At 69.8% G+C, this 20,374-nt stretch carries 19 protein-coding genes; 17 read left to right on the plus strand and 2 right to left on the minus strand.

All coding sequences use genetic code 11. The features are described from left to right. Positions 1-3 precede the first annotated feature (3 nt). The 14 genes from AB0B28_RS19525 (at position 4) to AB0B28_RS19590 (ending at position 15,231) form a co-directional block, all read left to right on the plus strand. Positions 4-618: a sigma-70 family RNA polymerase sigma factor gene (locus AB0B28_RS19525; protein WP_360123237.1), complete on the plus strand. Its 615-nt coding sequence runs from the start codon at positions 4-6 to the stop codon at positions 616-618. Next, entirely contained in the window at positions 608-1,138 is a 531-nt protein-coding gene (locus AB0B28_RS19530; protein ID WP_360123240.1) for a carboxypeptidase regulatory-like domain-containing protein, read from the plus strand. The genes AB0B28_RS19525 and AB0B28_RS19530 overlap by 11 nt, the downstream gene beginning before the upstream one ends. Before the next feature lie 181 nt (positions 1,139-1,319). Next, positions 1,320-3,662: a CHAT domain-containing tetratricopeptide repeat protein gene (locus AB0B28_RS19535; RefSeq protein ID WP_360123242.1), complete on the plus strand. Its 2,343-nt coding sequence runs from the start codon at positions 1,320-1,322 to the stop codon at positions 3,660-3,662. 96 nt (positions 3,663-3,758) lie between these two features. Beyond that, on the plus strand, positions 3,759-4,997 hold the full coding sequence (locus AB0B28_RS19540; protein WP_360123245.1) for an MFS transporter: 1,239 nt from the start codon (positions 3,759-3,761) through the stop codon (positions 4,995-4,997). Between the two features lie 24 nt (positions 4,998-5,021). Beyond that, positions 5,022-5,447 (plus strand): protein-tyrosine phosphatase family protein, encoded by a 426-nt coding sequence (locus tag AB0B28_RS19545; RefSeq protein ID WP_360123248.1) that lies wholly within the window; start codon positions 5,022-5,024, stop codon positions 5,445-5,447. A 90-nt stretch (positions 5,448-5,537) separates the two neighbouring features. Further along, entirely contained in the window at positions 5,538-6,260 is a 723-nt protein-coding gene (locus tag AB0B28_RS19550; protein WP_360123251.1) for a DUF4129 domain-containing protein, read from the plus strand. Beyond that, positions 6,257-6,766 (plus strand): hypothetical protein, encoded by a 510-nt coding sequence (locus AB0B28_RS19555; protein WP_360123254.1) that lies wholly within the window; start codon positions 6,257-6,259, stop codon positions 6,764-6,766. Before AB0B28_RS19550 ends, AB0B28_RS19555 begins: the two co-directional genes overlap by 4 nt. Continuing rightward, positions 6,766-7,764, plus strand: a complete 999-nt coding sequence (locus AB0B28_RS19560) for a MoxR family ATPase (RefSeq protein ID WP_360123257.1) — start codon at positions 6,766-6,768, stop codon at positions 7,762-7,764. Before AB0B28_RS19555 ends, AB0B28_RS19560 begins: the two co-directional genes overlap by 1 nt. Next, a complete protein-coding gene (locus AB0B28_RS19565; protein ID WP_360123260.1) occupies positions 7,761-9,119 on the plus strand; it encodes a DUF58 domain-containing protein in 1,359 nt (452 codons plus the stop codon). The genes AB0B28_RS19560 and AB0B28_RS19565 overlap by 4 nt, the downstream gene beginning before the upstream one ends. Next, positions 9,116-9,730: a hypothetical protein gene (locus AB0B28_RS19570; RefSeq protein WP_360123263.1), complete on the plus strand. Its 615-nt coding sequence runs from the start codon at positions 9,116-9,118 to the stop codon at positions 9,728-9,730. The genes AB0B28_RS19565 and AB0B28_RS19570 overlap by 4 nt, the downstream gene beginning before the upstream one ends. An 11-nt stretch (positions 9,731-9,741) precedes the next feature. After that, positions 9,742-11,127, plus strand: a complete 1,386-nt coding sequence (locus tag AB0B28_RS19575) for an FAD-dependent oxidoreductase (RefSeq protein ID WP_360123445.1) — start codon at positions 9,742-9,744, stop codon at positions 11,125-11,127. 73 nt (positions 11,128-11,200) lie between these two features. Further along, a complete protein-coding gene (gene mtrA / locus AB0B28_RS19580; protein WP_030155693.1) occupies positions 11,201-11,890 on the plus strand; it encodes an MtrAB system response regulator MtrA in 690 nt (229 codons plus the stop codon). Positions 11,891-11,909: 19 nt separating this feature from the next. Continuing rightward, the gene (gene mtrB, locus AB0B28_RS19585) at positions 11,910-13,529 is read left to right on the plus strand and encodes an MtrAB system histidine kinase MtrB (RefSeq protein WP_360123268.1); all 1,620 of its coding nucleotides are present in this window, start codon (positions 11,910-11,912) and stop codon (positions 13,527-13,529) included. After that, positions 13,513-15,231 (plus strand): LpqB family beta-propeller domain-containing protein, encoded by a 1,719-nt coding sequence (locus tag AB0B28_RS19590; RefSeq protein ID WP_360123271.1) that lies wholly within the window; start codon positions 13,513-13,515, stop codon positions 15,229-15,231. The genes mtrB and AB0B28_RS19590 overlap by 17 nt, the downstream gene beginning before the upstream one ends. A gap of 149 nt (positions 15,232-15,380) precedes the next feature. Here AB0B28_RS19590 and AB0B28_RS19595 read toward each other — a convergent pair whose 3' ends face one another. Continuing rightward, the gene (locus tag AB0B28_RS19595; RefSeq protein ID WP_360123274.1) at positions 15,381-15,608 is read right to left on the minus strand and encodes a DUF3107 domain-containing protein; all 228 of its coding nucleotides are present in this window, start codon (positions 15,606-15,608) and stop codon (positions 15,381-15,383) included. Between the two features lie 42 nt (positions 15,609-15,650). Continuing rightward, positions 15,651-16,331: a TetR/AcrR family transcriptional regulator gene (locus AB0B28_RS19600; protein WP_360123276.1), complete on the minus strand. Its 681-nt coding sequence runs from the start codon at positions 16,329-16,331 to the stop codon at positions 15,651-15,653. 176 nt (positions 16,332-16,507) lie between these two features. Here AB0B28_RS19600 and AB0B28_RS19605 point away from each other — a divergent pair, with 176 nt between their 5' ends. The 3 genes from AB0B28_RS19605 (at position 16,508) to AB0B28_RS19615 (ending at position 20,322) form a co-directional block, all read left to right on the plus strand. Further along, positions 16,508-18,406 (plus strand): hypothetical protein, encoded by a 1,899-nt coding sequence (locus AB0B28_RS19605; RefSeq protein ID WP_360123279.1) that lies wholly within the window; start codon positions 16,508-16,510, stop codon positions 18,404-18,406. Positions 18,407-18,411: 5 nt separating this feature from the next. Beyond that, positions 18,412-19,401 carry an alpha/beta fold hydrolase gene (locus tag AB0B28_RS19610; protein ID WP_360123282.1) on the plus strand — a complete coding sequence of 330 codons (990 nt, stop codon included), beginning with the start codon at positions 18,412-18,414 and terminating at the stop codon, positions 19,399-19,401. A 69-nt stretch (positions 19,402-19,470) separates the two neighbouring features. Then, positions 19,471-20,322 (plus strand): DUF3152 domain-containing protein, encoded by an 852-nt coding sequence (locus AB0B28_RS19615; protein WP_360123285.1) that lies wholly within the window; start codon positions 19,471-19,473, stop codon positions 20,320-20,322. Positions 20,323-20,374 lie beyond the last annotated feature (52 nt).

The following is a 20,374-nucleotide window of genomic DNA, read 5'->3' on the forward strand; positions in this document are numbered from 1 at the left end:
TTCATGAACGCGACTTCGGCTCACTCGGTGGCCGCCGTGGATTACGACCGGCGCGCGCAGCTCTATCTCGCTGCGCGCGCCGGGGACCGCCCTGCGCAACGAACGCTCGTTGAAGAGCTCAATGGATTTCTTTGGCGGGCTGCCCGTCGTGCAGGCCTGGACCGAGAGAGTGCTTCCGACGTGGTGCAAACCGCGTGGCTTCGATTGTGGCACAACGAGAGAGATCTGGATCAACCTCGGGCACTGACCAAATGGATGTTGACGACGGTCAATCGCGAAGCCTGGAAACAGATCAGGCTCGCGAGACGAGAGGTCGCCGCCGACCCGATCGACATCCAGGAGCCGATCATCGACGGTATCGAGGACGGCTTGGTCCGCGATGCCGAACGGGAGGCGGTGCGCCGTGCCTTCCTCGCCCAATCCGAACGTTGCAAGCGCCTGCTCGCGATTGTGGCTGCGGCGAATCGACCCGATTATGAATACATTGCCGAATCACTGGGCATGAAGAGGGGGAGCATCGGACCCACCAGGGGCCGTTGCTTGGACAAATTGAGGGCGGCGCTTCTAGGCGACCCGTCCTGGGGTGAAGGTGAGGGGCAGGATGAACATGCGACCTGAATTCGAGGACCAGAATGAATACGGGCCATTCGACTCCTGCGACGAGCGGATCCTAGCGGTCATCAACGAGCTGCATCACCGTGATGACCCATTGCCTGAAGACCTCAATGAACGAGTGCTCTTCGCCCTCGAACTCGAGGCCGCTCTTGACGCCAGAGTCGCGAGCATTTCGCGACCGACAGCGCTTGTACTGACTCGAAGCGATACCGAACTGTCTGTGGAGCAGGGTGATCCAGCTTCGATTACCTTCGACTGCGAAACGGTGACAGTCATGGTCACGCCGCGGCCATCGACACTTCGTGAGTTGCGACTGGACGGATGGATAGGTCCAGAAGGGATTTATGAGGTGGAACTCAGAAGTTCCGAAGGGTCGAAACTCGCCTCTACCGACGAGTCCGGCCGGTTCGTTCTCGAAGGGCTCCCAGGGGGCCAGATGTTCCAACTCGTGATCCGCCCGGACGAGTCGCTTCAGCGAGACGGCCTGCCCGCCGTCGTTGTGACCCCGGCGGTCCGTCTGTAACATGTGAGGAATGCTTCATCGCGCTTGGCGCTTGTTCGCACGGGGTCAGCGTTTGAATCGCCGGGGCCGAGTCGCCGAGTCCGCAGCAGTACTGGAAGAGGCGCTGAACCTTCTCGAGTGGGACCTTGAGCGACCACCCAACGTTGGCACCGCCCGTGCCCGGCTGACCGCCAAGGTGCTTATGTTGCTCGCGATCAACCTCGCGAGCAACGGTCAATCCGGCGAAGGCCAACGGCTGCTCAAACAAGCCGACAAGCTCGTGTTTCCCGACGATCGGGGAACCCTGCTGCACCAGCGAGCCCTGATCCTTTGGCAGAGCGGTCGACTTTCCGATGCCCTCCGCTGGTTCGACGCGGCAGAGCCGCTGCTGGCGAGATACGGCCCCGACAACTTCTATGCGGCCCTGTTCCACAACCGAGCGCTGGTGTGGCGTGACCTCGGAGAGTTGCACGAGGGAATGGAGAGCATCCAGCGGGCGCTGGAACTCTATGACCGCATCGACGTCCCCGCGAATCGAGCCAAGGCCGCGCACCTGGAAGCGCTGTTGTGGCTGGACCTCGGCGAAGTCACCAAGGCGCTCCAAGCCTTCGATGAAGTGCGGGACCAATTTCGACTCTTCGCTCCGGAGCACGAGTCGTTCGTCGAGGCCTCCTACGCTGAGGCGTTGCTCAACGTGGGCATGTATCGGCAGTCGGCGAAGCGTTGGTCGGAAGCTGTTGCGGCCCAGCGACTAGCGGGTGATCATCGCAGCGCCGCAATCTCGGAGTTCTGGTGTGCGGTCGCGGCGTTCGAAGACAACCGGTTTGAAGTGGGCGAGCGCTGGGCTCGCCAGGCGATGGAGTCGCTCTACGAACAGGGCAATGAGCCGATGGCCGTTCTGGCCCGCCTGCTGATCCTCCAGGGGCAGTTCGACTCAGGACACGCGGGCCCGGATTTCGCCGACAAGGTGGTGCGGCTCTGCGACGCGCTTGAGCAGCGGGGATGGGCGCTTCGCCTCAACCAGGCGAAGATTCTCACGGCCCGCGCCAAGATCGAGGCTAAGACGTTCGAAGGCGTCGAAGAGTTGCTCAACGGCGGGTCCGGTGGCCCCGGGCACGACGCGCTGGCTGAGGACCTTGCCCGGTACCTCGCGAAGGCTGAACTCGCGATAGCGCGCGAACAGGACCCCGTGCCGGAATTGCTCGCTGGCCTTGACCTGCTCGACGGCTATCGGATGACCTTCGGTTCCGTCGAGTTCCAGGCCGGGGTTTCCGCGCTCGGGGTGCAGCTCTCCAATAAGGGATTGGGGTATGCCACGAGCCACGGCGGTCCGGCCGAAGTCTTGTGGTGGGCCGAGCGTTCGCGGGCTCAGTCGTTGCGTGTTCCGCCGGTGAAGTCTTCTGCTGACCCCGACGCCCGAGAAGCGCTCGGCAGGCTTCGTCAAGCTCGCCAAGAGCTCTGGGACCTTCAGGTCGAGGGGAAGGACGCCGAGGAGGCGCTTGCGCGTGTCTCCGAGCTTGAGACGGGGATCCGCGACTACGACCGAGCCAAATCCGGCCCGGGGGAGCAAGCGGTCCGGATCGCCCCAGAGAAGATCCACGAACTCGCGAACTCGCGGGACACCGTGTTGGTCAACATGTTCCACGTCGATGACACCTTGCAGGCCGTACTGGTCGGTGGCGATGGGTTCCGGCGTGTGGATCTCATGTCCCTTGAGGCGGCGATCGAACTCGAACGTCGCATCGGTGCCGACCTCGACGCGTTGAGCAGGACGTTCAAGTACCCCGAGCGGCTCCGTCGTAGCGTCGAGGGTTCGATGCGGCGCAATGCGTCGGCGCTCGCGGCCGGTATCTGGGATCCGATCGCCGAGTACGTCGGCGACCGGAGGCTCGTCGTGGTCCCGCACAGCAAGCTCGCCTGGGTCCCTTGGCCTTTGCTTCCTCCGCTTCGCGGGCGTCCGGTCACGGTGTCCCCTTCGGCCGAGGTCTGGTGGCGGGCGGTTCGACGGCCCGCGGCCACCGGTTCGGCGATCGTCGCCGCGGGGCCGCGGCTGGTCCGGGCGGACAGCGAGATCGCGTCGGTCGGCGCGCTGTACCCGGATACGGAGGTCATCTGGGCCGAGAGGTCCGATCCGGAGATGGTCCTCAAAGCCCTCGACGGCGCTTCCGTCGCCCATCTCGCCGCGCACGGCCATCACGAGCCCGACAACGTTCTGTTCTCGCGCTTGGACTTCGGGCTCGGCCCGCTCAACGCGTACGAGCTCCTCAGCCTCGACCAGCCGCCCACACATGTGGTGCTGTCTTCGTGTGACCTCGGCCGCTCGACCGTCGAAGTCGGGAACGAGACCCTCGGGTTCACCGCGGCGCTGCTCCACGCCGGAACCTCGACCGTCGTTTCCAGTCTTGCGAAAGTCCCCGACGACATGGCCGCCGAGATGATGATCGAGTACCACCGCCGCTGCGCCGCAGGCGCGACTCCCGCCGAAGCCCTTGCGGCCGTAGGCGAGCACCGTCCGTGGCACCCGTTCGTCGCGTTCGGGGCCTAAGCTCGGACTCGTCCCTGTCTTCCGACGCGCCCAACCGCCCCGAAATCCACCCCGCGAAAGGCCCGCCCCCGATGACCGTCCACCCCGGCTGATCCCGTGTTCCGCAACGCAGACCACCGACTCCTCTTCACCTCCGTCGCGACAAGCCAAGTGGGCCTTCAAGTCGCCTACTTCTCGATCTCGATCATCGCCGTCGTCGTCCTCGAATTCAGCGAGGCGCAGATCGGGATCCTCAACGCCATGGACCAGATCGCGCTGGTCATGTTCGGGCTCCTGGTCGGCGCGTGGGTCGATCGGGTGCGGCGCAGGCCGGTCGTGGTCGTGGCCGAGACCTGCAGAGCCCTGATCATGCTCAGCGTGCCGGTCGCGTGGGTCTTCGACGCGCTGACGCCCTGGCACCTGTTCGCGGTGATGTTCCTGCTCGGACTCGCGTCGATGTTCTTCGACATCGCGCAGGTCAGCTTCGTGCCCATGATGATTGACAACGACCGGCTCGCCGGGGCCAACTCGCGCATCCAAGGGATCAGGTCCGCGTCCGACACTGGCGGGCCGGTCCTGGCCGGGCCGCTGGTCGCTCTGCTCACCGCGCCCATCGCCCTCGTGGCGTCGGTGGTGACGTTCGCGGTGTCGGCGTTCGCGTTCTCGCGCATCCGGTTCCACGAGGCCGAACCGCAGCGGCAGGAGAAACCGCACCTGCGCACCGAGATCTCCCAAGGCGTCAAGTTCATCTTTCATGACCCGATCATCCGGACCGTGGCCTTCGCCAGCGCCTGGTGCAACCTCTCCGTAGGCGCCTACCAGGCGATGCTCGTGGTGTTCCTGATCCGCGACGGCGGGCACTCCGGTGCGATCGTCGGTCTGGTCCTCGCAGGCTCGGGCGTCGGCGGGATCCTCGCGGCGATGCTCGTCGGGCGGATTTCGGCGCGGGCGGGGATGGGGCCGACCGCCCTGGTCGCGCTCGCGTTGTCGGGGCCGGGCATGGCGGTGATCGCGCTGTCGGGTCCCGGCTGGGGTGCGGTGGTGGCGTTCGCGGGGCAGCTGGTGTACGTGGCGGCGATCGTGGTGTTCAACGTGAATGTGGTGAGCTACCGCCAAGCGGTCACGCCCGACACGATCCAAGGCCGAGTCAATGCGTCGCAGAAGGTGATCAGCTGGAGTTCGATGGCGGTCGGCTCGATCGGCGGCGGTTTCGCCGGCGAGGTCATCGGCGCCCGGTACGTGCTGTTCATCGCCGCCGGGATGCTCCTGGCCGGTTGCCTGGTCCTGCTGCGGACCCCGATCCGCACGCTCCGCGAACTCCCCGAGGAAGGCACCGGACTGATCGAGGTGCGGTAGGGCGCCCCGGAGTATCGTCGGACCATGACTTGGGAACCGGAAACCGTTGGGCTGCTGCGACTTCCGTCCGGTCGGCTGGTGCGGGGCCGCGGCCTCGGGCACCCGATGCCCGAAGGCCAGAAGCCGGAGTTCGCGCTCTACCTCTTGGGCAACGAGCCCCCGCAGGTCGAATGGGAGTCCGTGTGGGTCCGCTGGAAGGACTTCCGCCTCCCCTCCGACAAGGACGACTTCACCGCCGCCCTCCGCCGGGCCTGGACTCGCAGCGAGACCGAACGCGTCGAGCTCGCCTGCCACGGCGGCCACGGCCGTACCGGCACCGCCCTCGCCTGCCTGGCGATCCTCGACGGCGTCCCCGCCGCCGAAGCCGTCGCCTACGTCCGCGCGAACTACCGCAAACGTGCCGTCGAAACCCCCGGTCAGCGCCGCTTCGTGAAGCGCTTCGCGGCCTGAGGGCCCCGAGCGTGGACGGTGGGGCGGGTGGGGTTGGCATAAGGTGGGGCCCGTACCCCTTGCATCCGGTCTTCTCGTTGAGGTTCACATATGGCGCACCCCGATCGGCCCTCTCGCGGGCGGCTCTGGTCGCCCGTCCTCCTGGTCGTGGCCGCGCTGCTGGTGGTGGGCATCGCGGCGCAGGGAGCGGGCGTCGAATGGGGCGAGTCGAGCCTGCCCGAGGGGCTCGGCGGCACGATGGAGCCGCCGCCGCTCACTGAAGAAGAGTTCGAACTGCCGACCCGGGCCGAGTTCGACCAGACCCAGGAGGATTTCACGATCCCCTCGTGGGTCACCTGGCTCGTCCTCGGCGTCCTCGTCGGCATCCCCGCGCTCCTCATCCTGATCTTCCTGGCCCGCCGCCTCGTCGACTGGCTCCTGGGAGCCGACCCCGACGGCGGCAAAGAGGACCCCGAAGCCCAGTACCTGCACCGCGACATCGCGCTCGTCGAGGACGCCGTGGCCGCCGCGCTCGCCGAAGTCGACCTCGGCGACGACCCGCGCACGGCGATCATCGCGTGCTGGGTCCACTTCGAACGCGCCGCCGCGGCCGTCGGGATCGAACGCGAGCACTCCGACACCCCCGCCGACCTCGTACGCAGGCTCCTCGAACGCCACGACCTCGACGGCCGGGCGCTCACCCGCCTCTCGGAGGCCTACCTCAGGGCCCGCTACTCGCCCCACGACGTCGACGAGACCGACCGCGACCGGGCCCGCGAGGCGCTCGTGGCCCTCAGCGCCCAACTCGGCGACAGCGCGAAGGCGGCCCGGTGAAGGCATTCCTCGCCCCGTTCGGGCGCCTCAAGCTCTGGCCCGCCTTCGGCGCGGTCGCCGCGGCCGTGTTCTTCTGGTCGGTCGCGCTCGTCTCCGGCGTCGACTTCGCGCTCTGGCAGCTCGTGCTCCTCGCGCTGGCCGCGCTCGTGGCGGGTTCGATGATCAGCGGGATGCGCGCCGACACCGAACCGAACCCCGACCTCGTCGTCCGCACCGTCAACGAACCGAGCTGGCGGCCCTTCGCCGAGGTCAACCGCTGGGAGGACCGGTTCGTCTTCGCCGAGGCCAAACCCGGGCGCTTCGGCACCTCCAACGCGAAAGCCCAGATCGAAGAGGTCGCCGCCGAACGGCTGCGCCTGCGCCGCGGCCTGAGCCTCGCGGCCGACCCCGAGGCGTGCCGAGCGCTCCTGGGCGAGGCCACGTTCCACTTCCTGACCCGACCGGTCCCCGACTGCCCCAGCCCCCGGGAACTCGCCGAACACCTGAAAACCATCGAGGAGATCTAATGTCCGACGCGTCCCGCATCAGTCTCGACCAGGTCGCGCACCACGCCGGAGCGGTCCTCAAGTCCGTCCAGTCCGTCATCGTCGGCAAAGAGGAGCCCCTGCGCCTGGTCCTGGCCGGAATCCTCGCGGGCGGCCACATCCTCCTCGAAGACCTCCCCGGCCTCGGCAAGACCCTCACCGCCCGCTGCTTCGCCCAAAGCCTCGGCCTGGACTTCCGCCGCCTCCAGTTCACCCCCGACCTGCTCCCGGCCGACGTCACCGGCTCCCTGCTCTACAACCAGAAGTCCGGCGAGTTCGTCTACCGCAAGGGCCCGGTCCACACCAACCTCCTCCTCGCCGACGAGATCAACCGGACCCCGCCCAAGACCCAGTCCGCGCTCCTCGAAGCGATGCAGGAACGCCAGGTCTCGGTCGAAGGCGAGACCCACCTCCTGCCCGAGCCGTTCACCGTCCTCGCCACCTCCAACCCCGTCGAGTTCGAGGGCACCTACCAGCTCCCCGAAGCCCAGCTCGACCGCTTCCTCCTGCGCGTCTCCTTCGGCTACCCCACCCCCGACGAGGAGTGGGAGGTCCTCCAGCGCCGCATCCTGCGCCGCGTCGAGACCGTCGACCTCGCCCCCGTCATCGACGCGCCCACCCTCGTCGGGATGCAGCGCGCCCTCGAAGACGTCACCGTCGAGGACTCCGTGGGCCGCTACATCGTGGCCATCACCGCCGCCACCCGCGGCCACGCCCAAGTCCAGGTCGGCGCCTCCCCGCGCGGTTCGCTCGCGCTGCTGCTGGCCTCCCGCGCGCTCGCGGTCCTTGCCGGACGCGACTTCGTGACCCCCGACGACGTCAAAGGCGTCGCCGGAGCGGCCCTGTCGCACCGCATCTCACTCAAACCGGAACTGTGGATGCGCCGCATCGACCCCGCCTCGGTCGTGGCCGACATCTGCCGCGGCGTCGAAGCCCCGCAGACCGCCCAGTCCCCGACCCACGGCGTCCAGCCCCGATGACCCTCGCCGGCGACCCCGCGCTGCGGCTGCGCACCGACAACCCCCGGCCCGCGCGCCGGGCCGAGGCCGCGCCGCCGGTCACCTGGCGCCGCACCCCGGCCCTGACCCGGGCCGCGGCCCTGGTCGCGGTGTGCCTGCTCGTGTCCGTGGCCTTCGGCCGCGTCGACCTCGTGATCGTCGCCGCGCCCTTCGCGATCGGCACCGCGCTGCTCCTCCAGAAGCGCCCCGGCCCAGCCCCGCACGCCCGGATCGCCGCCCTCGACGACGCCTCGTGCGCCGAAGGCGCCACCGCCGCCGCGAGCCTGGTCGTGTCCAACGCGGCCTCGGTCCCGGTCACGACCGTCGTCACCGCCGCCGCCGACCCCTGGATCACCCTCCACACCGGCCGAGGCGACTTCGCCGAGACCATCCCCGCGGCCACCGCCCGCGACATGCTCATCGCCGGACGCGCCCGCCGCTGGGGCGGCCACCACCTCGGACCCGTCCACGTCCGCTCGATCGCCTGCGGCGGCCTCCTGGAGACCAACGTGCAGCGCCTCGCCGGAGCCACCGTCTGGGTCCTGCCGGTCCCCGACTGGTTCGAGTCGGCCGAATCCCTGCCCTTCGCCGACGGCGTCACCGGCGTCCACCGCTCCCGCCGCGGCGGCGACTCCGGCGAACTCGCCGAAGTCCGCCTCTACCAGCCCGGCGACCGCCTCCGCCGCATCGACTGGCGCACCTCCATGCGCAGCCAGGACCTCTACGTCAACGCCACCCTCTCCGAGCGTGACACCGACGTGGCCCTCATCCTCGACCTCCAAGTCGAAGCCGGAACCTCAGGCGGAGTGGACGGCCAAGCCTCGATCGCCGACCTCACCGTGCGCGCCGCCGGAGCCGTGGCCTCCCACTACGCCCTCCAAGGCGACCGCGTCTCATGCTTCGAATTCGGCGCCCACGCCCGCCGCCTGCGATTCGGCGCAGGCAGACGCCACGCCGCCGCCGCGCTCCACTGGCTCGCCGCCGTCGACATCCCCGCCGACCCCGTCCCGCCCTCGCCCGAACTCATGCGCCGCCAACTCGGCAACCACCGCGGCCTCACCGTGGTCTTCACCCCGCTGCTGACCGCCCGCGCCGTAGGCCTCCTGGCCTCCCTCGCCCGCGCCGGACGACCCGTGCTCTGCGTCGACACCCTCCCGCCCCACGTCACCCCGCCCCGGCGCACCCACTGGTCCGACGTCGCCCAGCGCCTCTGGCGCCTCGACCGCGCCAACACCGTCATGGAACTGCGCGACCTCGGCATCGCCGTCGAACCCTGGCGAGGCTCGGCCTCCCTCGACAACGTCCTCGCCGAACTCAACCGGAGGCGCCACCGATGAGCGACACCGAGCGCGGCCTCTGGCGAGCCGTCGCCGAAGGCACCCGCGACCGGGCCAGGGCCGGAGGCCGCCGCACCCGCACCTGGGCCCGCGGCATCGCCCCCGCGCCGACCCTCCTGCGCGTCACCGTCCTCCTCACCGTCTTCATCGCCGCCGAGATCGCCGTCCCCGTCGAATGGGCCGCCTCCGGCGCCTACATCGCCGTAGCCGCGATGTGCGCGCTGGCCGCCGCGCTCCTGCCCGGTGGCGCGGCCCCGCTCACCGCGATCGCGGTCGTGCTCGCCGCCTGGGTCATCAGCGGCCTCCTGGCCGGAACCGACCCCTCCCTGTGGACGGCCACGGCGCTCGCCTGCCTGCTGTACACCGCACACGCGGCCGCCGCGATCACGCAGCGGTTCCGAACGACTACCGCAATGGACGGTGAGATCATCCTCACCTGGGCGCGCCATGTCGGCCTCGTCCTGGCGTCGACAGTGGGCATCGCGCTGACCCTGGCCCTGTTCACCGCCTATTTCACCGGTCTCACCGCAGGTCTGGCCATCGGCGCGGGCATCGTGGCGGCCGTCGCCGTGATCTACGTCCTTGCGCGTTCACTACACAAGCAACCCTGAGCAAGGCCAGAATTGAACACGTGAAACGTATAGTCGTGATAGGTGCCGGTCACGTCGGTTTTTACGTTGCCGAACGCTTGAGCAAGCTGCTGAAGGGCGACATCAAGCGCGGTCAAGTTGAACTGATGGTCATCGACCCCAACCAGCACATGACCTACCAGCCGTTCCTCCCCGAGGCGGCTGCTGGATCCATCTCCCCGCGACACGGTGTTGTGCCGCTCCGACAGGCCCTCAAGTACTGCACCATCCTCACCGGTGCGGTCACCGAGATCAAACACGCCGAGCGCAAGCTCACCGTGCAGCCTTTCGCCGGTCCCACCCGCGAGGTCGAGTACGACGAGGTCATCGTCGCCCCCGGCTCCGTTTCCCGGCCCCTTCCCATTCCCGGCCTGGCCGACACGGCCATCGGCATCAAGTCGATGGGCGAAGCCATCTGGCTGCGCAACCACGTGCTCCAGCGCTTCGACATCGCCGCCACCACCGAGGACCCGGACGTGCGCCGCAAGGCCCTCACGTTCCTGACCGTCGGCGGCGGCTTCGCGGGCGCCGAGACCCTCGGCGAACTCGAAGACCTCACGGCGAACATCGTCAAGAACTACCCGATGCTCGACGCCTCCGAGATCAAGTGGTACCTCGTCGAGTACGCCAACAAGATCCTCCCCGAGGTCGGCCCCGAGATGGGCGCCTACGCGGCCCGCGAGCTCACCAAGCGCGGCGTCGATATCCGGCTGGGCACCACGCTCAAGTCCTGCGAGGGCGGCCACGTCGTCCTCACCGACGGCGAGGAGTTCGACTCCGACACCATCATCTGGACCGCCGGCGTCATGCCCCACCCGCTGGTCAAGCAGTCCGACCTGCCGATCGGCCCGCGCGGCCACCTGGAGTGCAACACGCGCCTCCAGGTCGCCTCCGGCGTCGAGGCGGGCAAGGACACCCTCGGCGAGGTCATCGAAGGCGCCTGGGGCGCGGGCGACTCCACGCAGGTCCCCGACACCTCGGACTTCCCGATGGACTGGTGCACGCCTTCGGCGCAGCACGCCGTCCGCCAGGCCAAGGTCCTCGCCGACAACGTCTACGCCAAGCACGTCGGCCGCGCGCTCAAGCCGTACGAGCACAAGTACATCGGCTCGGTCGCCGGCCTCGGCCTGTACAAGGGCGTGGCCAACACCTACGGCTTCAAGGCCAAGGGCCTGCTCGCCTGGCTCATGCACCGCGGCTACCACCTGTCGCGCGTGCCCGGGACCGGCCGCAAGGGCCGCATCCTCGCCGACTGGATCGTCGGGTTCTTCACCAAGCGCGAAATGGTGCAGCTCGGTGAAATCCAGGCGGGACGCGAGCCGTTCGAGGCCATCGCCGCAGGCACCGACCCCGCTCGGGCGGTCAAGTCCGTCGGTTAGTCGTTACAGTTAGAGCACCACGGGTGTCCACCCGTGGTGCTCTGGCCTTTTGCGAGGTGGAAAACTGGTGTCCATGAGAGCACGTGTACTCGTCGTAGACGACGACCCGGCCCTGGCGGAGATGCTCGGCATCATCCTCAGGACCGAAGGCTTCACCCCCACGTTCGTCACCGACGGGGAGAAGGCGCTCGCTGCGTTCAAGGAGCACCGGCCCGACATCGTCCTGCTCGACCTCATGCTCCCGGGCATGAGCGGCATCGACGTCGCCAAGGCCATCCGCGGCGAGTCCGGCGTCCCCATCGTCATGCTCACCGCCAAGTCCGACACCGTCGACATCGTCCTCGGCCTCGAATCGGGCGCCGACGACTACATCGTCAAGCCGTTCAAGCCCAAGGAGCTCGTGGCCCGCATCAGGGCGCGCCTGCGCCGCGGCGACGACGTCACCCCCGAACGCCTTGAGATCGGCAAGCCCGGCCTCCAAGTGCAGATCGACGTCCCGGCCCACCAGGTCACCCTCAACGGCGCCGAAGTCAAGCTCACCCCGCTCGAATTCGACCTGCTCGTGGCCCTGGCGCGCAAGCCCCGCCAGGTGTTCACCCGCCAGGTCCTGCTCGAACAGGTCTGGGGCTACCGGCACTCCGCCGACACCCGCCTGGTGAACGTCCACGTCCAGCGTCTGCGGGCCAAGATCGAACCCGACCCCGAGCGCCCGCAGCTCATCCAGACCGTCCGCGGCGTCGGCTACAAGGCCGGCCTGGGCTGATGCCCTACCGGAGCACGCATTGACCGAGCGCCAGGACCGGCTTCATCCGAAGCCGGCGAGGATCAGACGACTCGCGCGTTCGTTCACCGGCTTCGTCGGCCGCGTCTCCGGGCCGCTCGTCGACCGCTTCCGCGCGTCGCTGCAACTGCGCGTGGTCGCCTCGACCCTGATCGCCTCCACGATCCTGGTGCTCATCTTCAGCTTCGTGGTGGCCGGATCGTTCACCTCGCGCCTGCTCGACGAGCGCCGCGACACTGCCGTCGAGGAGACCGAGAACGCGGTCGAGCGCGCCGCCGAACAGCTCGCGACCTACACCTCCACCTCCGACAACGCGCTCGCGATGACCATGCAGCGGATCGTCAACGAACTCGGCGAGGACCCGGTCTACGCGCCGTACATCCTGCTGCGCACCGGAGACGAGGCCGTGGCCAAGACCCACCCGGTCTCCAACGGCGTCGAGCCGCCCGCCGCGCTCCAGGCCGCCGTGGCCGAGCACAAGATCGCGACCCAGTACGAGACGTTCTCGGTCGACGGCGACGACGCGGCCCCGTTCCTGGTCGTGGGCTCGTTCATCGACCTCAGCGTCGACTACGAGCTGTACGCGTTCTACCCGCTCGACTCCCAGCAGGACGCGATCAGCCTCCTGCGCACCAACCTCGCCCTCGCGGGCGTGGCCCTGGTGCTGCTCCTCGGCGTCATCGCCGCCCTGGTCACGCGCCTGGTCGTGACTCCGGTGCGCGAGGCCGCGCGCACCTCGCAGCGCCTGGCCGCCGGGCTCCTCCACGAGCGCATGGAGGTCCGCGGCTCCGACGACCTGGCCAGGCTCGCCGGCTCGTTCAACCTCATGGCCGAGAACCTCCAGAGCCAGATCAGACGCTTGGAGGAGATGTCGATGATGCAGCGGCGGTTCACCTCCGACGTCTCCCACGAGCTGCGCACCCCGCTGGCCACGATCCGCATGGCCGCCGACCTGCTCTACGACAACCGCGACGACTTCGACCCGATCACCAAGCGTTCCACCGAGCTGCTCCAGCACGAGATCGACCGCTTCGAGGACCTGCTCCAGGAGCTCCTCGAAGTCTCCCGGTTCGACTCGGGCTTCGCTTCGCTGGAGGTCGAGGCCGTGGACGTGGGCCGCATCGCCCACGACGTGGTCGAGGCCCTCGCGCACCTGGCCGAGGACTGCGGGGTGAGCGTCAGCCTCACCAAGCCTCCCCGGCGGGTCATCGCCGAGGTCGACCCCAGGCGCGTCCACCGCGTCCTGCGCAACCTCGTGTCGAACGCGATCGAGCACGCCGAAGGCCGCCCGGTGGAGGTCACCGTGGCCGAAGGCGACACGGCCGTGGCCGTGGCCGTGCGCGACCACGGGGTGGGCCTCAAACCCGGGCACGCCGAGCGGGTCTTCGACCGGTTCTGGCGGGCCGACCCCTCGCGGACCCGCCGCACCGGCGGCACCGGCCTGGGCCTGGCGATCAGCCTGGAGGACGCGAAGCTCCACTCGGGCACGCTCCAGGTCGTGGGCGAACCCGGCGAGGGCACCCTGTTCGTGCTCACCCTCCCGCTCCAGTCGGGCAACCGCGTGATCTCCTCGCCGATCCCTCTGCGTCTGAAGGAGGCCCCGCATGCAGCGCAGGACTAGCCTCGCCGCGGCACTCGCCGTGAGCACCGCGTGGGCGCTCGCGGCCTGCGGCATCCCCTCCGGGAAGGCCCCCGAGATCGTCGGGGACGCGCCGAGTGACTTCGACCAGTCCACCGGCACCGAGGTCGAGCCGTTCGCGCCGACCACCGAACCCGACAGCACGGTCCAGAACTACCTCAAGTCCGCCGCGGGCGACCCGGACGGCCTGCCCGACCGCCTGTACGCGTTCACCACCGACGACCGGGTGTTCTCCGACGCCGCCTCGGGGATCGACCTGCTCTCGCGCGTCGAGGTCACCACCGTGACCAACACCGTCGAGGCCGCCACGGTCCGCGTCACCGGTTCGGTGATCGGTCGCTACCTGCCGGACGGCTCGGTGCGCATGAGCGCGGCGCCGCGTCAGTACGAGGAGGAGTTCGCGCTCGACCGCGAGGGCTTCCAGGACGTCTGGAGCATCACGTCCCTGCCCACGCAGGTGATCCTCGACTACGGGCACTTCGACGCCACGTACGATCCCGCGCCGCTGTACTTCCAGGCCACGCAGGAGGAACTCCTGGTGCCCGACCTGCGCTGGGCCTACAACGACCTCAGCGCCGACGCCGACCGGCGGCTGCGCCTGGGCTGGCTGCTCCAGGGCCCCTCGGACTTCGCGCGCTTCTCGGCGCGCAACGCGATCCCCGAGGGCACGATCGGCAAGCCCTCCACCGGCGAGGGCGGCGAGGTCCACATCGAACTCTCGCCGGGCGAGACGGTCGAGCCCGACACGGTCGACGCGATCGCCGCGCAGATCGCCTGGAGCCTGGGCCTGGAGTCCGACTTCGTGCTCACCGTGGACGGCCAGGACGTCTTCGAAGGCAGCCTGAGCGACTGGCGCACCTGGAACGCGATCCCCGACGACGTGCCCGAGACCGGGTACTTCATCGCCGAGGAGACCGTCTGGGAGTACACGAGCAGCAGACCGGTCACCACGGTCTCGGCCGAGCACCCGTGGGTCGGCTTCCACGTGGACGGGCTGCGGCAGGTCGCGGTCGGCCCGGGATCGCAGATCGCGGCGATCGTGCAAGGCCCGGACGGATTCGTGCTCCAGGTCGGCACCGACGAGGAGTCGATGCGCACGATCGACGGCCTCAGCGCCGACCTCGCGTCCCCGCAGTGGCTCGCCGACGGCACGGTCCTGGTGATCGACGCCGGGGTCCCCACCGCGGTCGACCCGATCTCCCGCTCCAAGCAGGTCCTCCAGGTCGGCGAGGGCGTGACCTCGATGGCGATCAGCGCCGACGGGCTGCGCCTGGCGTTCGTGGCCGACGGCTCCGCGTGGGTCGCACCGCTCAGCGTCGACCTCGACGGGAACATCCAGGCCGGCGAGCCGCGACTGATCGGCCCGCAGATCACCGCCGTGACCGCGGTGGCCTGGAGTTCGGAGAACTACCTGTGGGTGGCCGGGGTCAGCGGCGACGACCGCCTGTTCCGCGTCGCGCTCGACAACTCGCACATCGAGCCCCAGACGGGCACCGCGGGCCTGGTGTTCGCCCAGATCGCGGCCAGCCCGGCCGACCCCGAGTCGCCCACCAACAACCGCGGCGAGCCGGTGCTCGTGGTCGCGAACTCCTCGCTGTACCGCGTCCACACCACGCTTCAGGTGGTCGAGAACGATTCGCAGGCGGTCGCGGCGACCGCGCCGTTCACGGTCCTCAACTCCTAGACGAAAGGCCCGGGGCGCGAGCCCCGGGCCTTCGACGTCATCGCTCTACTTGTCGACGGTGCTGTGCCTCTTGTTCACGGCCCGAGCCCTCGCAAGCTCAGGCGTCGACCGTGCTGTGCCTCTTGTTCACGGCCCGAGCCCTCGCAAGCTCAGGCGTCGACCGTGAAGCCAACGGACCGCACGGTCGAGGCGGCGATCTCCACGTACGCGATCTTCTCGACCGGGACGATCACCTGGCGGCCCTTCTCGTCTTCGAGCCGGAGGACCCCGCCGTTCGTGACGGCCTGGTCGATCGTCTCGGACAGGTCCTTCGGCGAGAGCTTGCTCTCCAACACCAGTTCGCGCGGGGCGTACTGGACACCGATCTTGACCTCCACGGGCCCTCCTCAATCGAAATACTCCTGGACGCCCCAAGCCTACTAGCGGCGAGCGCCCGCCACCCGCACGGCGCAGTGCGCCGAGAGCGAACGCGGGACCCGTAAGGCGGGTTCTCCCTCTCTGGGGAAGTGAGAGATCCCGCGCCATGCCAGCGAGCTCATCAGCTGCACGGCCTCTTCCTTGGGGATCGCGCGGCCCGAGGCGATCCACTTGCGGGCCGCGACTTCGGCCGCGCCGACCAGGCCGGTGGCGAGCAGTTCGGCGCGGGCCTTGTCGACGTGGGCGTCGGCCATGATCGTGTCGGCCATCGCGGCCACGCACTCGGCCTCCATGCGCAGCACCCGCTCGGCGACCTCGGGGTCGTTGCGCTGGTCGGACTCGAACACGAGCCGGAACGCCTCGCCTTGGGCGTCGACGAAGTCGAAGTAGGCGCGCATGGCGCCGTTGACTCGTTCCTTGTTGTCCTCAGTGGACTCGATCGCCTCGCGCACGTGCCCCACGAGCTCGTCGGCCCGCCCGTCGAGCAGCGCCAGGTACAGCTCCAGCTTCGACGTGAAGTGCTGATACAGCACGGGCTTGGACACCCCGGCATTGTCGGCGATGTCGTCCATGCTGGTGTTGTGGTAGCCCTTGGAGACGAAGATGTCCTGAGCGGCCCGCAGCAACTGCGCCCGGCGTTCGCTCCTGGGCAGTCGGACCCGCCCCTCACCAGCGCTGTTCACTCCGGCACCTCGATTCCGCTCATGTCGGCCATCCGTCAGTCGCGGGCTCTTGCGACCTGAAGGAAGTTTACGGAAGCCTGAATACAGTCTCCCAGCGTACGGGGGCGACAAACGCGGGTTCGAGTCACTGGGCGCGCCACGGTACCTTGAGGGCGGGAATATGAAGGAGTTGTCTAGTGGTGTATGACCAGAACCGTCCGGATGAGCCGCAGCGTCCGAGCGGGGAGGACCGTCCGGCCCGCAGGCGCATCGGCAGGTCGTGGGGCCCGCCCACCGAGGAGGCTCCCGACCCCGCGGAGGAGGCCCGCCAGCCGATGGGGCAGGCGCCCGAGCAGTACCGCTTCGATCCCGACCGCGGCCGCCGCCACCGCTACAGCGAGGACCCGACGGGGCAGATGCCGAACGTCGAGATCGCCGAGACCGGCCCCAGCGTCCCCGCCACCCGCCGCCCTTCGCCCGGCGACCAGTTCGAACCCATCCCGCAGGCCCCCCAGACGCCGCAGGCCCAGCACCCGGAGCAGCAGCCGTCGCCGTTCGCGCCGCCAGGTGCGAACCAGGAGCGGAGTGCGCCGCCAGGTGCGAACCAAGAGCGGAGTGCGCCGCCTGGTGCGAACCCGAACGGCTCCGGTCCGATCCAAGATCGGAACACCCCGCCGGCGGCGAACCCGAACGGCTCCGGTCCGATCCAAGATCGGAACACCCCGCCAGCGGCGAACCAGAACGCCCCCGCCTCGAACCACGACCGCCCGGCCCCGCCCGCGGCGCAGTCATTCGCGCCCCCGCAGCAGGACCAGGCCGCCCCGGATTTCGGTGCGCCCCAGCAGCACCCCGGTTACAGCGCCCCGCCCGCGTCCGCCGACTTCACGCCCCAGCAGCCGAACCAGGCCCCGCAGCAGGACTTCGGCGTCCCCCAGCAGCCCGCGCCGGACTTCGGGGTCCCGCAGCAGTTCAGCGCCCCCGCGCCCCAAAGCGCGCCGCCGCAGAACTTCGCGCCTCCCGCGACGCCCGCGAACCCGCAGTACAGCTCCCCGCCCGAGCCGAGCGCGCCGCAGACCTTCGCCGCGCTCCCCGGCGCCGCGCAGGAATACAGCGCCCCGGCCCCGCCCACTCCGCAGGAGGCCCCGGTCCCGCCGCAGGTCGACCCCCACACCGGCCCGATCGAGATGCCGCCCCAGCAGCCGCCGGCCGTCCAGCACACGCCGGTCCACCAGTTGCCGATCCCGGCGAACGAGCAGCAGACCGACCAGTTCCCGATCGTGCAGCAGCCGGTCACCGAGGTCTCACCCGAGGCCGTCCCCAGCCCGCCGGTCACCGAGCAGGCCGCGCTGCGCACCCCGCCGCAGCACCGGCCCCCGGTCGCCGAGCCCACCCCGCCCGCGACGGTCGAGAAGCCCGCGCCCCTGCCCGCCCCGGCCGAGGACCCCGAGTCCGCGCGCCTGGTGGACGCGGTCCGCGGCGTGCCCGGTGTGCGCGATGCCTTCCACGTCACCGGCCCCGACGGCGCCTCCAGTCTCAGGCTCGAACTCGAAGAGGGTGTCGACCCCGACGAGGTCCACGCCGTGGTCTCGCGCGTCGTGGCCGAGCAGCGCGCCGTCGAACCCGGCCCCCAGTCCGCCGACGAACCCGGCAGGCAGATCCAAGGCGCGCAACTGCACACGCCCGTCGAGACCACCGCCGAAGTCGACCTCCCCGACGTCGGCCCCGTGGAACTGCGGCGCGTCGAGATCGAGTCCGCCGGCCTCGAAGCCGAAGTGAGCGTCACCCTCGCCCTCGGCGGCGGCGAGTCCACCGGCAAGGTCGCCGTACCGCCGATCGACTGGCACATTCAGCACGCCGCCGCGCAGGCCACAGTGGAGGCGTTGCGGCCGCGCCTGGGCGCGAACGACGTGCGCGTCGAGGTCGAGCACGCCTCGATCGTGGCCACCGGGCCGGTCAAGACCGCCGTGGTGGTCATCCTCTGGCTCGACGGCCAGGCCGTGCGCCGCCTCTCCGGGGCCTCCGTGGTGACCGCGGAGCGTTCGCGCGCAGTCGTTTCGGCTACTTTGGGCGCGCTCGCCGCCGAGGTGGCACACTAGCTCCCATGAAACGGGCACGGCTGGCAGACGCCGACGGGGTGCGCAACCCCGAGCGTCCGCACCCGCCGTGGCCCGGTATAGAACACCAGCTCAGCCGCCGCAGGCTCTTCATCAGGCACACCCCGTCGACCGCGCCCGGCGCGGAGCCGGCGGTGTTCGTGCACGGCCTCGGCGGCTCGGCGCAGAACTGGACCGACCTGGCCGACGCGCTCTCCGACCGCCTCGCCCCCGACGCGGTCGACCTGCCCGGATTCGGCCACTCCGCGCCGGCCCCGCGTGTCACGATCCCGCTGCTGGCCCGCGACGTGGCCGCCTGGATCGAGGAGTCCGGACGCGGCCCGGTCCACCTCGCCGGGCACTCGCTCGGCGGCGCGGTCGCGGTCTACCTCGCGGCCACGCGGCCCGCGCTGGTCCGCACCCTCACGCTCATCTCGCCCGCGATGCCCTTCGCGAACCCCCGCCGCTCCCACCAGTCCCGCTTCGTGCCGATGCTGGCCGTGCCCAACATGGCCTGGTTCGCCGACCGCGCGATGCGCTCGCGCACCCCCGAGCAGGTCGTCGACGACATCATCCTCGGCACCTGGGCCGATCCTGACCTCATCCACCCCCAGCGCCGCGAGGAGGCCATCGAGGAGGCCCGCCGCCGCCTCTCGGTCCCCTGGAACTCCCGCGCCTACATCCAGACCTACCGCGGCCTCATGGCCTCGTTCTTCCAGGCGTTCGTGCCCGGCACCCACTCGCTGTGGCGCCTGGCCCGGGAGCTCCAGTGCCCCGCGCTCGTGGTGTGGGGCAAGCAGGACCGCGTGATCGACGTGCGCCAGGCCCCGCCCACGGCTCTGGCGATCCCCGACTCGCGGCTGCTCATCCTCGACCAGACCGGCCATGTGGCGATGATGGAGCGCACCCAGGCGGTCGCGCGCGCGATGGCGGCGATGTTCGACGAGGTCAGCGACGGTGTAGCAGACGATTCGCGTGACGTGCTGTCCGCATTGTGAACTCGAATCAGACCACACAAAAACCGGGGCCGGGCCTGTCAGGGCCCCAGTTGTCCTAGACTCGCCGGTGTGACCGAAGGACGGCTGGATCGCAATCGCAGGCTCCGCAGGAGGCGCCGTTTCGTGTTCTTCGCGATCCTGGTCCTCATGGCGGGCGCGGGCCTCTACTTCGCGCTCGGTCCGACCGACGACGAGCGCCCGCAGGCCCTCGACGAGGACGAGCAGATCCCGCCCAGCTCGGTCGCGGCCCCGCTGCCTTCCGAGGACGGCGTGCTGCTGGCCGAACCCGAGCCCGAACCGGACGTGACCCCGCCGCTGTACTTCTCGGGCTCCGGCACCTGGACGTACGCGACCCCGGCCGACGCCGAAGTGTTCGGCACCGCCGGGACGCTCCTGACCTACGACGTGGCCGTCGAGAACGGCCTCGAACTCGACGCCGCCGAGTTCTCCGAGTTCGTGCACGCCACGCTCGCCGACCCGCGCTCGTGGACCGCCGGCGGCGGCTGGCGCTTCCAGCAGGTCCCCGGCGGCGGCGGCGCGGACTTCACGATCTACCTCGCCAGCCCCGAGCAGCGCGCCTACCTGTGCGGCTCGCAGAACACCACGGTCTCGTGCCGCAACGGCGACAACGTCGTCATCAACTCGGCCCGCTGGATCACCGGCGTGGACCACTGGGACGACACGCTCGACGCCTACCGCCAGTACGCGGTGAACCACGAGGTCGGCCACCGGCTCGGCCTCGGCCACGAGGTCTGCCCGGCCGAAGGCGAGCCCTCGCCGGTGATGGCCCAGCAGACCTTCCAGCTCGCCGGCTGCACCGGGAACTCCTGGCCCTTCCCCGACGGCGAGACCTACCTGTCGGGCCCGGCGGGGGACTACAACGGCCCCGACCTCCCGCCCGACGACTTCGTCGACCGCTAGCGTCCCACAGAACGGGACGATCCGTCCCACGCGCGTGAAGCGCCGCACACCG

The organism is Glycomyces sp. NPDC046736 (assembly GCF_040645615.1).
GTDB lineage: Bacteria > Actinomycetota > Actinomycetes > Mycobacteriales > Micromonosporaceae > Glycomyces.